Source organism: Hydrotalea sp. (assembly GCF_049968455.1).
Taxonomy (GTDB): Bacteria; Bacteroidota; Bacteroidia; order Chitinophagales; family Chitinophagaceae; genus Hydrotalea.
The window spans coordinates 62,697-77,657 of sequence record NZ_JBMFQT010000016.1; the positions used below are offsets into that span (position 1 = coordinate 62,697).

The 14,961-nt window shown below is 37.4% G+C and carries 11 protein-coding genes; 8 read left to right on the forward strand and 3 right to left on the reverse strand.

Annotated elements, in window-relative coordinates:
- Positions 1–130 precede the first annotated feature (130 nt).
- From ACP5P5_RS11460 to ACP5P5_RS11480, 5 genes are all read left to right on the forward strand, one after another.
- Positions 131–1,435: a glycerate kinase type-2 family protein gene (locus tag ACP5P5_RS11460; RefSeq protein WP_428286249.1), complete on the forward strand. Its 1,305-nt coding sequence runs from the start codon at positions 131–133 to the stop codon at positions 1,433–1,435.
- Between the two features lie 26 nt (positions 1,436–1,461).
- On the forward strand, positions 1,462–2,784 hold the full coding sequence (locus tag ACP5P5_RS11465) for a GntP family permease (RefSeq protein ID WP_428286250.1): 1,323 nt from the start codon (positions 1,462–1,464) through the stop codon (positions 2,782–2,784).
- 140 nt (positions 2,785–2,924) lie between these two features.
- Positions 2,925–3,437, forward strand: coding sequence for a peroxiredoxin family protein (locus ACP5P5_RS11470; protein WP_428286251.1), 513 nt, complete (start codon positions 2,925–2,927; stop codon positions 3,435–3,437).
- Positions 3,438–3,511: 74 nt separating this feature from the next.
- Positions 3,512–3,901 (forward strand): DUF302 domain-containing protein, encoded by a 390-nt coding sequence (locus ACP5P5_RS11475; RefSeq protein ID WP_111295048.1) that lies wholly within the window; start codon positions 3,512–3,514, stop codon positions 3,899–3,901.
- A gap of 126 nt (positions 3,902–4,027) precedes the next feature.
- On the forward strand, positions 4,028–6,892 hold the full coding sequence (locus tag ACP5P5_RS11480; protein WP_428286252.1) for an alpha-galactosidase: 2,865 nt from the start codon (positions 4,028–4,030) through the stop codon (positions 6,890–6,892).
- Positions 6,893–6,953: 61 nt separating this feature from the next.
- On the opposite strand, the gene ACP5P5_RS11485 is transcribed toward ACP5P5_RS11480, so the two are convergent.
- Both ACP5P5_RS11485 and ACP5P5_RS11490 read right to left on the reverse strand, forming a co-directional pair.
- Complete coding sequence (locus ACP5P5_RS11485) at positions 6,954–7,715, reverse strand: SDR family NAD(P)-dependent oxidoreductase (protein ID WP_428286253.1); 762 nt, start codon at positions 7,713–7,715, stop codon at positions 6,954–6,956.
- Between the two features lie 70 nt (positions 7,716–7,785).
- On the reverse strand, positions 7,786–8,709 hold the full coding sequence (locus ACP5P5_RS11490; RefSeq protein ID WP_428286254.1) for a sugar phosphate isomerase/epimerase family protein: 924 nt from the start codon (positions 8,707–8,709) through the stop codon (positions 7,786–7,788).
- Between the two features lie 413 nt (positions 8,710–9,122).
- Here ACP5P5_RS11490 and ACP5P5_RS11495 point away from each other — a divergent pair, with 413 nt between their 5' ends.
- From ACP5P5_RS11495 to ACP5P5_RS11505, 3 genes are all read left to right on the forward strand, one after another.
- Positions 9,123–10,478, forward strand: a complete 1,356-nt coding sequence (locus tag ACP5P5_RS11495; RefSeq protein WP_428286255.1) for a 3-keto-disaccharide hydrolase — start codon at positions 9,123–9,125, stop codon at positions 10,476–10,478.
- An 83-nt stretch (positions 10,479–10,561) separates the two neighbouring features.
- Positions 10,562–11,875 (forward strand): Gfo/Idh/MocA family protein, encoded by a 1,314-nt coding sequence (locus ACP5P5_RS11500; protein ID WP_428286256.1) that lies wholly within the window; start codon positions 10,562–10,564, stop codon positions 11,873–11,875.
- Positions 11,876–11,901: 26 nt separating this feature from the next.
- A complete protein-coding gene (locus tag ACP5P5_RS11505; RefSeq protein WP_428286257.1) occupies positions 11,902–14,292 on the forward strand; it encodes an alpha-L-rhamnosidase C-terminal domain-containing protein in 2,391 nt (796 codons plus the stop codon).
- A 15-nt stretch (positions 14,293–14,307) separates the two neighbouring features.
- On the opposite strand, the gene ACP5P5_RS11510 is transcribed toward ACP5P5_RS11505, so the two are convergent.
- Positions 14,308–14,961: ABC transporter ATP-binding protein (locus ACP5P5_RS11510; protein ID WP_428286258.1), on the reverse strand; the 654-nt coding region annotated here is incomplete at its 5' end.

Below are 14,961 nucleotides of genomic sequence, written 5' to 3' on the forward strand. Positions count from 1 at the left end.
AGCGTTTTCAATTAACAAATTTTTTGTTTAATATAATAAAATTAAAACGTACCGATTTTGAGCGATATTACCTACTTTTTGCACTTAGTAACTTACCTGTATCTTTATATTCCACGTTAAGCATCCACGAATGATTGAAACGGGCAATTTAATTTTTCTGCTTAATCAAGCTATTGCGTCAGTTCAGCCTTCTGAGTTATTGAAAAATAAGCTGCGCTGTAGTAACGGTATGCTGTATATTGACAATCCTTTAATAAAACCAGTACTGTGTAAAAATATTTATGTACTAGCTGTTGGGAAAGCTGCAGCTGCAATGGCTTTATCCGTAGAGGAACAATTGGGGAATATGATTGCTGCAGGATTAGTGGTTACCAAGTACGGGCATGCTTTGCCTTTGCGGCATTTTACTGTGATTGAGTCAGGTCACCCTGTACCCGACGAACAAAGTGTACGAGCGGCTGAGGCTATTATACAGTTTGCAAAATCGGTAACAGCCAATGATTGTGTTTTGGTGTTACTGTCCGGTGGGGCATCGGCTTTAGTAGCTGACTTGCCTAACAACATTACGCTTTCCGATGTACAAAAAACTTTTCAACTTTTATTAAACTGTGGTGCTGCTATTCATGAAATGAATACCGTTCGTAAACACATTAGCACGTTAAAAGGGGGAAATTTGGCTAAATTATTGATGCCGGCTACGGTATTAACTTTAGCTATTTCTGATGTTTTGAATGATGATCCTTCGGTAATTGGTTCCGGACTAACGGTTCCTGATGCTACTACTTATGCAGATGCATGGGGTATTCTTCAACGGTATCATTTATTGTCTAAAGTTCCTTCAGATATATATGAACATTTACAAAAAGGACTGAATGGAGAAATTACCGATACACCAAAAATTAGTGAAAATTGTTTCAATAAAACTTCATTCGCTATATTAGCCAATAACGGAATGGCATTGCAGTCGGCAAAAAAGGCTGCTGAAAAAATGGGATTTTATGCCAAAATTGTTTCTTCTCAATTGCAAGGTGAGGCGAAAGAGGTAGCCAAAGACATTGTGAAATATGCAGAAAATTACACGGGCTTTAAACCCGCCTGTTTGTTGTGGGGCGGAGAAACAACTGTTGCTATAAAAGGAAATGGACTGGGTGGCCGTAATCAGGAACTGGTTTTGGCCGCCGGCTTAGCCCTGCCTTCTCATTTAAATGCATTTGTATTAGCTATTGGTACCGATGGAACGGATGGCCCTACGGATGCTGCCGGGGCGTTTACAAATCACGAACAAATGCAATTAGCCAAACAAATGGGTTTAAAGCCGGATTTATTTTTAAACAATAATGATGCCTACCACTTTTTTGAGCAGGTGAATGGACTAATTAAAACCGGCCCCACTCAAACCAATGTTATGGATATAGTGATGGTATTTATTCACTAACTTTTTGTATAAAAGGGGCAAATGTTATGATACAATTAATGATTGTTTTTATTGTTGCCATTGCCTTGTTGGTATTGTTAACTGTTCAATACCGATGGCCACCTTTTATTGTATTGTGTTTAGCTGCTGTAGTGGTAGGTATTGGCATGCAAATGCCCATCGAAACCATGATTGTTACCATTAAAACGGGTTTGGGTAATACAGTACAATCAATAGGCTTATTAATTGTGTTAGGAACAATATTGGGTGGATTGCTTGAACATAGTCAAGCTACTACCGTTATGGCAAATGTTATCTTAAAATGGGTAGGAGAGCGTAGAGCACCTTTGGCTATGAGTTTAACAGGATTTTTAGTTGGCTTACCCATTTTCTGCGATTCGGGTTACATTGTATTAAGTGGAATCAATCAATCATTAGCGCGAAAAACAGGTATGCCCATGTTGGTATTGGCTGTATGCCTTTCAACCGGCTTGCTAGCTGTACATGCTTTGGTGCCGCCACATCCGGGTATTACTGCTGCTGCTGTTGCACTAAAAGTTGATTTAGGTAATTTATTGTGGATGGGTATATTAGTGGCTATTCCAACCATGTTCGTAGCCTACTTTTGGGGACGCTATGCAGCAAAAAAATGGAATGATGTGGCTTTAAAGCAACAAGTACCTGATACATTATCTACTGAAATGAAACAATCCTACCCTTCTGCGTTTATGGCATTTTTGCCCATCATTGTGCCTATTCTATTAATTGCAGGAAGGTCTATATTACTTACGTATGGGAAAAATATACAATTGCCCACTTTCATTATTTGGTTGGGACCGCCGGAAGTTGCTTTGTTTGTGGGTATTCTGTTAGCGCTGTATTCGGCTTTACAAAATAATAAAGGAAATATATCTGTCATTTTACAAACAGCCGTAGAAAAAGCCGCAGGTATTATTTTAATTACAGCCGCAGGTGGAGCTTTTGGAGCAATTTTAGCAGCTGCCAATATTCATCAATATGCTACAATTTTACCCATGCAACAACTGGGAATCTTTTTTCCATTTTTAATTGCAGTCCTTTTAAAAACGGCACAAGGATCAACCACGGTGGCTGTAATTACGGCTGCTTCTATTGTTTTGCCTTTTTTAAATGTATTGGGTTTGTCAATCGGTAACGGTCCAGCATTTGCGGTGCTGGCTATGGGGGCAGGTTCATTGATTGTTTCACACCCGAATGATTCTTATTTTTGGGTGGTTACAAAATTCTCTTCTTTAGAAATGAAACCAATGTTACGCGTTTACACCGTTGCCACATTATGGATGGGTTTAACGGCAATGGTTATCATTTTTTTACTAAGCTTAATGCAATAAGGTTTTTAATATTGACTGGATTGATGCGTAGCTTCCTATTCAAAAATTGCGGAAGACGAATTGATAGGAAATTTATAAGCAAGAATGACTTTCAATTTAGTATTTTTATACAGTCAACCTTTTAACAGCCATATATACGCATGAAGCATTTTTTTAAAATAGGCATTTATTTATTTGTTTCGTTGTTTGTAAGTTTTAGTTTGCAAGCACAACCACCTGCACCCGCCAAGAAAATTCCTGAGTTTCAATTTTATCAATTCAATGGCAAGCCTTTTGGTCGCAGCCAATTGGCCAAAGATAAATTATTGTTCATTGTGTTTTTTGATGTTACTTGTGATCACTGTCAACATGCCTTTCAACAAATCAACGCACATTATGCTTCCTTTAAAAATGTTGGCATGTATTTAGTATCATTAGATTCTGAAGCAGCAATGGCAAATTTTTTAACGCGTTTTGCCCCTAACTTAATTGGTAAACCCAATGTAACCTTATTACGCGATGTAAACAATGAATTTATTCAGCGGTTTACGCCAAGGAAGTATCCCTCAATGTTCTTATACAATGCTCGTCAACAATTATTATTATACTATGATGAGCCCGAAAAATTTCCCAATTTTCTTCGGGAAATTCCACCCGTTCAAAAATCGAAGTAGGTATGACTTTTGTCACAATGAATGTGGATTTTGAGAAATAATTTTACATATTCTTTCATCTTAAATTAACGGTTATGTCTTATTATTTCTCAACCATTGTGCATGATAATTTTGCCAATGCCATTCAAAAAGTAACCGATGCATTGAAAACGGAAGGGTTTGGTGTACTTACCGAAATTGATATGCGGGCAACCATGAAGAAGAAATTAGATGTAGATATTCCCCCTTATACAATTTTAGGTGCCTGCAATCCACCATTTGCCTATCGGGCATTACAGGCTGAAGAAAAAATTGGTACAATGCTGCCCTGTAATGTGGTGGTGCAGGAAATTGCACCGGGAAAAGTTGAAGTTGCTGCGGTTGATCCCATTGCTTCCATGCAAGCCATCCAGAATCCTTTACTGGGTGAATTGGCGGAAGAAGTAAGTAATAAATTGAAAAAAGTAATACAGCAACTGAAATAAAGTCGCATTCACAACAACATTTTAAACACCCATGCAGTTTCACAAACGTTTGTGTAAAAATTAAACGTTCGGAATAGCTTATATTTGAAAGAGGTATTGCCATATTTCTTTCAAAATATTTTAGTTATGCACAATAACCCAATAACTGCTATTCTTGCATCCATTTTTTTTGCTTTAGTTGGTTTAACAAATGCTTCCGCACAAGTAGCATCGCATGTTGAACAAAATGGTGATAAGCAAATATTTATTTTATCAAACTCAAAAGTTAGCGAGCAAATTGTTGTACAGCATCAGCAAATTCAAAGTGATGTACTTTCGGCTAATGCGAATTGGTTAGAACAATATCAAAATTCAAAGCCTTATTCAGTTTATACCGATGCCGATTTTTCAGTAGAATTGATGTGGACAGATTGGAGTGCCCCGGGAAAAGATTTTAATGGCGACTTACAAGTTACTTTATCCAAAAAAGATTTTGTTTTTCAGCAATACGAATGGACAAATTTGCCTAATGGCAAGGCATTGCAGTTATACTTTCAACCTATTGACAAAGAAAATACATTACGCCTTAGAATTACCTATTTACTTTTAGAAAATGCATTTTATGCAAAACGAAAAATTGCATTGATTGATACTACTTTGCAAAAACAATGGGTTGAAGCTTTTAATGCCAGAAAAGGGAAAGTGTATTTTAATAATGAAAAGTATGATGGTTACAGTATGCGTGAAGAAAGCAGTACTACTGCTCAATATGTGGCGTTACAACAACACAACCAAACAGAATCGTTTACTATTTTAAAAAAGGGCGACTTTGGTCAGCCTTGTGCCGCACAGTTACAACAAGGCGGTGTGTTTTTTGGGGTGGAATATCCTGCAGCTAATTCGTTGCTTACGCGTATTAATGAAAATGATTTACAATTAAAATGTAAGGAATTGATGGGCGTTATTGTAAAAGATAAATGGATAGAGAGTAGTTGGGTAGTACAAGGATTATCGCCTAATAAGGCAGTGCAGGATTGGTTTTATAATTACGTTAATGAAATAAAAGTAATGCCCGATGAACCTTATGCATTATACAATAGCTGGTACGATTTGCGTTCACCTTCTTATCCAAAAGTTGCCCCCGCTCATGTAATGAATGAAAAAAACATATTGCACATTATTGATTTGTTTAAGAAAAACATGACAGAAAAATACGGCATTCATTTAAATGCCTTTGTGTTAGATGATGGATGGGATGTGTATGAAAGTAACTGGATGTTGAATAAAACAACTTTTCCCAATGGATTACAGCCTATTGTAAATGCATTAAAGCCAATGGGTACCACGTTAGGTATTTGGTTAGGACCTACCGGCGGCTATTCGTTTAGAATGAAACGTATTAATTGGATGAAAGCGCATGGCTATGAAACCGTTGGTAAAACACCTAATGATGCCATGTTAGACATTGCCGGGCCCAATTACAGTAAATTGTTTGAACAACGCGTAACGGATTTTACTAAACAAGGTGTTGGATATTTTAAATGGGATGGCATTCAGTTTTCTTCCAGTGAATCCGGTAATGGCCACGCCATTGGTTACCATTCTCGCAGAGCTGCAGTTGAAAGTGTTATTGATAAATGCAAAGCTGTTCGCGCTATTAACCCTAAAGAATATTTGAATATTACTTCAGGCACATGGTTAAGCCCATGGTGGTTACAATACGCCAATCAAATTTGGATGCAAGGGGCTGATTATGGTTATGCTAACACCCCGGTGATTAACGACCGAGATGCAGCCATGACTTATAAAGATATTGTATTGTACGATGATTTTAATCGACAAGATGTATGGTTTCCTTTGAGTAATATGATGACGCATGGAATTATTAAAGGGAATTTAGCTTCTGTTGGCGGCAATGATGATCCGTTAGCAAAGTTTGCCGATGATGTGGTTTTTTATTTTAGCAGAGGTGTTACCATGTATGAATTATATCTTTCGCCCGATTTATTAAATGATGATGAATGGAAAGTATTAAGCCTTTCCTTGAATTGGGCTAAACAACATTTTTCCTTAATGGATAAAACCTTTATGGTGGGTGGCAATCCAGCCAATGGTAACGCTTACGGCTTTGCGCATTTCAAAAACAATGAAGGTATCATTGCAGTTCGTAATCCAAAAATTCAGTCTGAACAGCTTACTGTAAAACTTTCTACACAATATGGAATAGCTGATACGGCCGCTTCACTTGTATTGGAAAGGGTTTATCCAACACATTGGGTATCGCCAAATTTATATGCAGCAGGCACAACTATTGTATTGCCTGAATTACAAGGTTTTGAAGTGGCTGTTTATCGGGTTTATCCTTTACAAAAAGCGGTAAAACCCTTGCTAACAAATGTCATTATGCAGGAAGCAAATACGAATCATGAAGCCCTGAATTGTGCAGTTTTAGCAACCACAGGTAAAGTACAACTTCTGAATCCCGAAATGGTAAAATCTGTTACCATTAATAATGAGTTGCAGAACATCAATCAGCTAATTATTCATGAACCTAAAGCTAATGAGGCTATTAAGGGTGAAGTACAATTTTCATCAAACCACCTGAATGTAAAGTTGAATACAAATGAAAATATTCAACAAACCCGTGTGGTAGTTATGATGCAGCCGGATAGTGTGTATATAGGAAAGCCATTTCCTACTATTCAAATTTTACAAAATGGTCAATCAGTTAATTTTAGTAAACAACAGCAAGATGGACATTGGGGCAGCTATTCCGTTATAATGAAAGGAATGAATAATACAATCACATTTAAAATTTTACCCAATGAAAAAGCAAATCAATGGAAAGCAAAAATTGAGGTATGGACGATTAGTCAACAAAAGCAACAACCCGTTCAAGTAAAAATAACCACCTTACAACCAATGCAACAAACACCTCAATTGCCTTCGCCGTATGAAAAAAATGCCTTACAAAAAACAGCATTGCTGGCAACCGGCACATTATACTTATAGTATTGCATAAACCCAAAATAAGAAACGCTATAGTAGGATGGTATGGCGTTTGTTGTATAATTTAGATATTAATACCTCCACTCACTTCAATACGTTGGCCATTAATCCAACGCGCTTCTTCGCTGCATAAAAAAGCTACAACACTACCTATATCCTCAGCAACGCCAACCCGACCTAAAGGCGAAAGTGATGCCAAGCGTTCTTTCATTAAAGGATTATTGCGAATAGCGGCATGGTTGAAATCTGTTTCAACTGGGCCGGGTGCCACAACATTGGCTCTAATACCTTTGTGGCCCAATTCTTTGGCTACATAACGCGTAAATACTTCTACTGCGCCTTTCATAGAAGAATAAACGGAATAACCCGGATTGCAATAACGTGTAGTGCCACTAGAAATGTTGATAACACAACCTCCGTTATTCAAGATGGGTATGCAGTGTTGTGTTAAAAAATATACAGATTTAAAATGCACGTTCAAAAATTCATCAAACAATGCCTCTGTAACCTCTTCAAACGGAACAGTTGCGCCCATGCCGGCATTGTTAATTAAATAATCAAAATGTGTAGCATTAAAATTGCTGTGTAATGCATCTTTCAAAGCTACAATGAATGACGGAATACTTTTAACATCCGAAAGGTTTAAATGTAAGGCAACGGATTTAACTTTTAATTGCTCTAATTCTGCAACTGTTTGTATGGCCAACTCGCGATTTTGGTGATAAGTAATAATAACGTTATGGCCTTTGTGTGCTAATTGTAAAGCCATGTCTTTTCCTAATCCCCTGTTGCCACCGGTTACTAAAGCTATTTTTGTACTGCTCATGTTATGTGTTTTTTGTTCAAACAATAATGCTAAGCAATTAGTTTACGCCAACTTTTGTTTTAAACAACTTTTAAGCAATGCTGCCCCAAATTTTTTTCAGATTTTGCATACTGGTGGTAATGCTGGCAAATGGGTCAGCAGGATTATCATGCTCAACAAAATAATATTGCATACCTGAGGTTTTAGCATGTTCAAAAATATTTTTAAAATTTACTACACCAGTACCTACCGGCTGTGGTTGTTTTAAATCCTTGTCAATATCTTTTACATGCCATAATTTGTAGCGCCCCGGGTTTTGTTCAAATAACGTAACCGGATTTACGCCGGCTTTGGTAACCCATGCCAAATCTAATTCCAATGCAACAGGTGTTTCTTTTAAAATAATATCATAAGGCAAAACTCCATCAACCGGCTTAAACTCGGTGTAATGATTATGGTAAGCAAACTGAATACCGGCCTTTTTACAAGCCTCATCCGTTTTGTTCAAAGTGTTCATCGCCGATTTTATTTCTTCTGTTGTATTGAGTGGAATGCTGGCACAAACCAAATAAGGAATACCGCCTTCAGCAGCTTCATCAACTAACTCCTGCATATTGTCGCGTAAATTTTTCATAGGCGGAATAACAATGGGTTTCCCATCAGGGCCATTAGGCATTTTGCGACCGGGTGGCAATTGAAAAGGCGCACCTAATACATGGTGCGATTTCCAGGAAAGTCCTTTATCCTTTACCAACGCTGCAAATGCTTTGGGGGTCATGCCATAATAACCGCCTTTTTTGCTAAAAGCCGATTCAATGTTTTTATAACCTATGTCAGCAATTTTTTGCAAAGTGCCCGGTACATCTGCATCAATTACATTAAAAAAGGTATACAACTGAACTCCGGCAGGCGGCATTGTTTCCCAAAAACTGCCTGAGGCAACCGCTTTGGAAACAGCTAAGCCGCTTAATGCAGCCATTCCGGTTGTTTTTAAAAAATCTCTTCTTTTCAGCATATCGTTAGGTTTTAGGTGTTTAAAGTTAGTTGTTTGTTCTAAGTTGTCCTACTATAGTAGGCCCTGAATTTGGCTTTTGGTTTATAAATTTTTTGTGTGAATGGCTTCGCTGTTATGTTTTAGAATGAATGGAAACATTTTAGCATCATAGCTCAATTACATTTTTTTGATAAATATCAAAATGATATAGAAAACGAATGCTATTCCTATTATTTTCGGATGTACAATTTTTTGAAAAGCCTTGCTGTGTAAGTATTGCTTATAATGATATAGCAAGAGACTCGTTATCGATTTATGAAACAACATGAAAACTTTCATACACATTGGTAGGAAACACTGGTCTGTAATAAGTATAATTTAATTGTTGGTTTTAAGCGAAGGTTGTAATTTTTCAATACCTTAATTGCTGCCACATGAAACGTTTATTTGCACTGGTTGTAATAATATGTAGCGCAACCATTAGTAATAACTTACTTGCTCAAAACTGGATATCCTTATTCAATGGGAAAGATTTAACGGGTTGGGAACAAGCTGCAGGAATGGCTAAATATAGTGTACAAAATGGAATGATTGTGGGTGAAACGGTTGCTGGTTCACCCAACAGTTTTTTAAGAACGAAAAACACTTACGGAAATTTTGTTTTAGAATTAGATGCTATGCTGCCGGATAGTACCTCTAATTCCGGTGTGCAATTGCGCAGTCATGTAAATGAAGCAGGTAGAGTATATGGTTATCAATATGAATTAGACCCATCTTCCCGCAAATGGACAGGTGGCTTATATGATGAAGCTCGGCGCGATTGGTTGTATCCACTTTCATTAAATCCCGATGCACAAAAAGCCTATATGCCTGCTAAATTCAATCACATAAAAGTAGAATGCATAGGAAATGAAATAAAAACATGGATTAATGGTGTTCCTGCAGCGTATGTTGTAGATAGTATGGATAAAGAGGGTTTTATTGCTTTACAAGTACATAGCATAGGAAATAACAGTGCATTAGCCGGTGAAAAAGTGTATTTTAAAAATATTCGCATACAAACTAAAAATATTCAATCAAGTCCTTTTCATAAAGCCATATACGTAGTTAATAACATTCCCAATTATTTGTGCCCCTATGAAAAACTATGGGGCTGGCAATTATTGTTTAATGGCAAAAATAGTGATGGATGGCGTGGTGCTTATAAAGATCATTTTCCTAAAACCGATTGGCAAATAAAAGATGAAATGATCACGGTGCTGGCATCGCAAGGAAAAGAAGGTGGCAATGGCGGTGATGTTGTAACTGATAAACGATACAGCGCTTTTGATTTGTCGTTTGAGTTTAAATTAACACCCGGCGCTAATAGTGGTGTGAAATATTTTGTAACCTTAACGGAACATAATGAAGGTTCTGCTATTGGATTGGAATATCAAGTTTTAGATGATGCACTACACCCTGATGCTAAACTGGGAAGAGATGGGGATAGAACGCTTGCATCGTTATATGATTTAATACCTGCCAAAAAAGAATCACGCTTTGTACACCCTATTGGTAGTTGGAATACCGGAAGAATTGTGGTCTATCCGAATAATCATGTTGAACATTATTTGAATGGCATAAAAGTATTAGAATACAATCGTGGTTCTGATGCATTCAGGGCTTTAGTTGCCATTAGTAAATTTAAAATTTGGAAAAATTTTGGTGAGGCAAAGCAAGGACATATTTTGCTACAAGATCATGGCAATGAAGTGAGTTTTAGAAGCATTAAAATTAAAACGTTACAATAGCCGAATAGTGTATTAGAAGTACAAGTGTGCGACGCAAGAAAAGCTACATAGTAGCAATAATGTTAAGTACAAAAAAATAGTTTATGCAAAGAAGAAAATTTTTGCAACAAGCTACATTGGCCACAGCCGGTGTAACCATTTTAAATTTTCCGATTTTTGGAAAATTAGCACCCAGTAATAAAGTAATTGTTGCGGTAATGGGTGTAAATAGTCGAGGGGCTTATTTGGCTAAAAGTTTTTCGCAGTTGCCGAATGTTGAAGTGGCTTACATTTGCGATGTTGAGCAGGGGGCCATAAAAAATGGTTTAGATGCATTGAAAGATGCCCAACGGAAACCCATTGTTGTATCTGATATTCGGAAATTGGTTACCCAAAAAGATTTTGATGCTTTAGTAATTGCCGCACCTGATCATTGGCATACACCTGCTGCAATATTAGGTGTGCAAAACGGAAAACATGTTTATGTTGAAAAGCCCTGCGGCCAAAATCCGCATGAGGGCGAAATGATTGTAACCGCAATGCAGCGATATGGCAAGTTAATTCAAATGGGTAATCAGCGTCGTTCATTTCCCAGTTTAATTGAAGCGGTTAATTTAGTGCAAAATGGCATTATTGGTAATACTTATTTTGCAAAAGGCTGGTATGCCAACAATAGAACTAGTATTGGCTACGGCAAGGTGGTACCGGTACCTGCTACATTAAATTACGAGTTATGGCAAGGTCCTGCACCACGAAAACCTTATCAGGATAATTTAATACATTATAACTGGCATTGGTTTTGGCATTGGGGAACCGGCGAAGCTTGCAACAATGGTACACACGAAATTGATTGCTGCCGCTGGTTTTTAAATGTTGATTATCCAAGTAAAGTTACGTCAACCGGTGGTCGTTACGCATTTAAAGATGATTGGCAAACACCTGATACGCAAGTGGCCGGATTTGAATTCGGTGATAAAAAAGCCATTACCTGGGAAAGTAGAAGTTGTAATATTTATCCTTTAGAGGGTGCCGGTAGAGGATTTATTATTTATGGTGATAAAGGCACCTTGGTAAATAAGGGTGGTGGCGATTATGCTATATACGATAAAGACAATCACTTAGTTAAAGCAGTAAAAAGCGAAGTGTTAGCTGATCCTTCTAACCCTGTAAGTGCCAATGGTAATTTAGATTTTTATCATTTCAGCAATTTTATTGATGCTGTAAAAGGGGAAACGAAAATTACTTCTCCCGTAACAGAAGGTAGCAAGAGTGTACTACTTTGTCATTTAGCTAATATAGCACAAAGGGTAGGCCGTACCTTGTATTGCAATCCAGCTAACGGACATATTATTGATGATGCTGAAGCTATGGCATTATGGGGAAGAACATATGAGCCGGGTTGGCAACCCGAAATTTAAATGAGTGGGTTTAAAATGTTTTGTTTATGCGAAAGGTAATAGGCTTTTTTTTAAGCGTTCTGATTGGCAATTTCATTGTTGCCCAACCAATAAATGTGGCATTACAAAACCAACCCTGGTCCGCTCATTGGATACAAGCTCCCAACACCGCACCCAATGATTATGGTGTTTATTTTTTTAGAAAACAAATCAACATTGTTCAATTACCACAACAATATTGGGTTCATGTATCGGCAGATAATCGTTACAAACTTTATGTAAATGGCCAATTAGTAAGCTTAGGTCCGGCACGAAGTGACTTGAACTATTGGAATTATACAACCATTGATTTAAAACCTTTTTTAAAAACGGGCTTTAATATTATTGCTGCTGAGGTGTGGAATGAAAGCAGTTACAGACCTGAAGCACAAATATCGCATCGTACAGGTTGGCTAATGCAAGGTAATTCAGCGGCTGAAAGTGCTGTTAATACCAATAGCAGTTGGAAAAGTTTTATTTGTAAAGCTTATCAACCGCTTGCGGGTATTGGGTATGCAGGATATTATGTTGCAGGTCCTGGTGAAATTGTGAATATGCACTATATGCCTTTACATTGGAAAGAAATTGATTTTAATGATGATTCATGGTCTTCTGCAGTAAATATTGGTTGGTCAGGGGCTAAACCAAAAGGTGTTGGCGATATTAATGAATGGATGTTGGTACCCGGCAGCTTACCCCCAATGGAATTAACTGATACAAGAATTAAAAACATACGCAGTACCATTGGTGTAGTAGCCAATAATAATTTTTTATTGGGCAATTCTCCTATACAAATTCCTGCACACAGTTCCGCAACTTTGTTATTAGATAATGCACAACTTACCAATGCCTTTGTTCATGTTTTATTTTCCAGTGGTAATAATGCTACGCTTACTTTAACCTATGCTGAAGCTTTATTTGAGAAAGATGCGAATGGTAAACCCACACTGCAAAAAGGCAACCGAAATGAAATTGCAAATAAAGTTATTTTAGGTAGAAAAGATAGTATTATAGCTTCCGGTGAGCAGCATCAATTGTTTACAAGTCGAAGCTGGCGCACCTTTCGTTATATTCAACTGCAGATAGTTACGACAAATGAACCTATAACGGTACAAGATATTTATACCACATTTATTGGCTATCCCTATCAACTAAATGCAGCTGTTGAAACATCGGATACCATGCTGCATAAAATATTGCAAACCGGCTGGCATACAGCTCGTTTATGTGCTATTGAAACGTTTATGGATTGCCCTTACTATGAGCAATTGCAATACATTGGCGATAGCAGAATTCAGGCTTTAGTTGCTTTATACAATAGCGGTGATGACAGATTGGTTAGAAACGCTTTAAACCAAATGGACCATTCACGAATGGCGGAAGGTATTACTTTAAGTCGCCATCCTTCCTATACGCCTCAACAAATACCAACCTTTTCATTATGGTATATTGGCATGTTAGCTGATTATTGGAAATATAGGGGCGATAGTATTTTCATTGCTCAAAAACTGCAAGGGGTGCGAAATATTTTATGGTTTTTTCAGCAATACCAACAAAAAGACGGGTCGTTACAACATGTTCCTTACTGGATGTTTACTGATTGGGTAGATGGGCACACGGGCTGGAATGGCGGTACTGCACCTTATTCTGAAAATGGCTCTTCGGCTATATTAGACCTACAACTGCTTTGGGCTTATCAAATTGCTTCGCAGTTAGAGAAACAATTAGGCATGCCTGCTTATGAAAAATTATATAACACAAAGGCCACTCAGCTACAACGTACCATTATGCAAAAGTATTGGCGTAACGAAGTAGGTTTGGTGTCAGATATTGATGATGGCAATTTGTTTTCGCAGCATGCTAATGCTTTAGCTATTTTAACCAATACTGTTAATGGTACTACCGCTAAAAATATAGCAAGGCAACTTTTGAATAATAAACAATTGGCACCGGCTTCCATTTATTTTAAGTACTATGTGCATCAGGCACTTATTAAAGCGGGTTTGGGAAATGATTATTTAGATTGGTTAAGTATTTGGCAACAAAATTTAGCAATGGGTTTAACAACCTGGGCTGAAACTTCTGACATCAATGGTTCACGTTCCGATTGTCATGCATGGGGTGCAAGTCCGAATATTGAAATTTATAGAACTGTTTTGGGAATTGATAGCAATGCACCGGGTTTTAAAAGTGTAAAAATTAGTCCGCATTTGGGTAAGCTTAAAAACATAAGTGGACAAATTCCTCATCCCTATGGTACAATTGCAGTGGCCTATAAAAAACTAAATGGGCAATGGCAAGTTAACATTCATTTGCCTGAAAAGTTAAGCGGAAAACTAGAGTGGAATCAACATTCATACCCATTGCATGGTGGCAGCAATGCGTTTACGTTACCCTGATTTTTTTATTAAAGACTAACCAAACCATTCATACATATTTTGTAATAACACTTTTTGTTTGGCTGTTGCATCCAAATCGCGAACCAGTTTACCTTCATGAATTTGTAAAAGCCGGTTGCCGTATTGTTGTGCATCTTTTAAATTATGCGTAATAAAAATGGCAGTTAAGTGGTATTCCTGAATGAGGTGTTGTGCAGTATTTAAAATAATTTCGGCCGATTTAGGATCTAATGCGGCTGTAGGCTCATCCAACAATAAAATTTTGGTATTATCCATAATGCACATCAATAAAGTAAGTGCTTGTCGTTGCCCGCCCGATAATGTGCCCATGGGTTGGTTCAATTTATTTTCTAACCCCCAGTTTAGGCGAGCAATTACTTCTCTCACTCTTTTTTTAAATGCTGTAGTATTGCCAATGGTTAAATGTTTGGGTTGCGTACGCAGCGCTGCTAATCTAAAATTATCTAAGATGGTTAAATCCGGCGCCGTGCCATCAAAAGGATTTTGAAAAACACGAGCAATATATTTGCTGCGTTTAAAGTCGGGCAAAAAAGTAACATCTTCACCCGCAATGAATACTTTCCCTTTTGTGGGAATAACACTGCCTGCTATGGTATTGAATAAAGTTGTTTTTCCTGAGCCATTGGCACCAATAATAATTACAAATTC

Coding starts and splice junctions, on each gene's coding strand:
- ACP5P5_RS11460 (WP_428286249.1), top strand. CDS start 131: ATGATTGAAACGGGCAATTTAATTTTTCTGCTTAATCAAGCTATTGCG.
- ACP5P5_RS11465 (WP_428286250.1), top strand. CDS start 1,462: ATGATACAATTAATGATTGTTTTTATTGTTGCCATTGCCTTGTTGGTA.
- ACP5P5_RS11470 (WP_428286251.1), top strand. CDS start 2,925: ATGAAGCATTTTTTTAAAATAGGCATTTATTTATTTGTTTCGTTGTTT.
- ACP5P5_RS11475 (WP_111295048.1), top strand. CDS start 3,512: ATGTCTTATTATTTCTCAACCATTGTGCATGATAATTTTGCCAATGCC.
- ACP5P5_RS11480 (WP_428286252.1), top strand. CDS start 4,028: ATGCACAATAACCCAATAACTGCTATTCTTGCATCCATTTTTTTTGCT.
- ACP5P5_RS11485 (WP_428286253.1), bottom strand. CDS start 7,715: ATGAGCAGTACAAAAATAGCTTTAGTAACCGGTGGCAACAGGGGATTA.
- ACP5P5_RS11490 (WP_428286254.1), bottom strand. CDS start 8,709: ATGCTGAAAAGAAGAGATTTTTTAAAAACAACCGGAATGGCTGCATTA.
- ACP5P5_RS11495 (WP_428286255.1), top strand. CDS start 9,123: ATGAAACGTTTATTTGCACTGGTTGTAATAATATGTAGCGCAACCATT.
- ACP5P5_RS11500 (WP_428286256.1), top strand. CDS start 10,562: ATGCAAAGAAGAAAATTTTTGCAACAAGCTACATTGGCCACAGCCGGT.
- ACP5P5_RS11505 (WP_428286257.1), top strand. CDS start 11,902: ATGCGAAAGGTAATAGGCTTTTTTTTAAGCGTTCTGATTGGCAATTTC.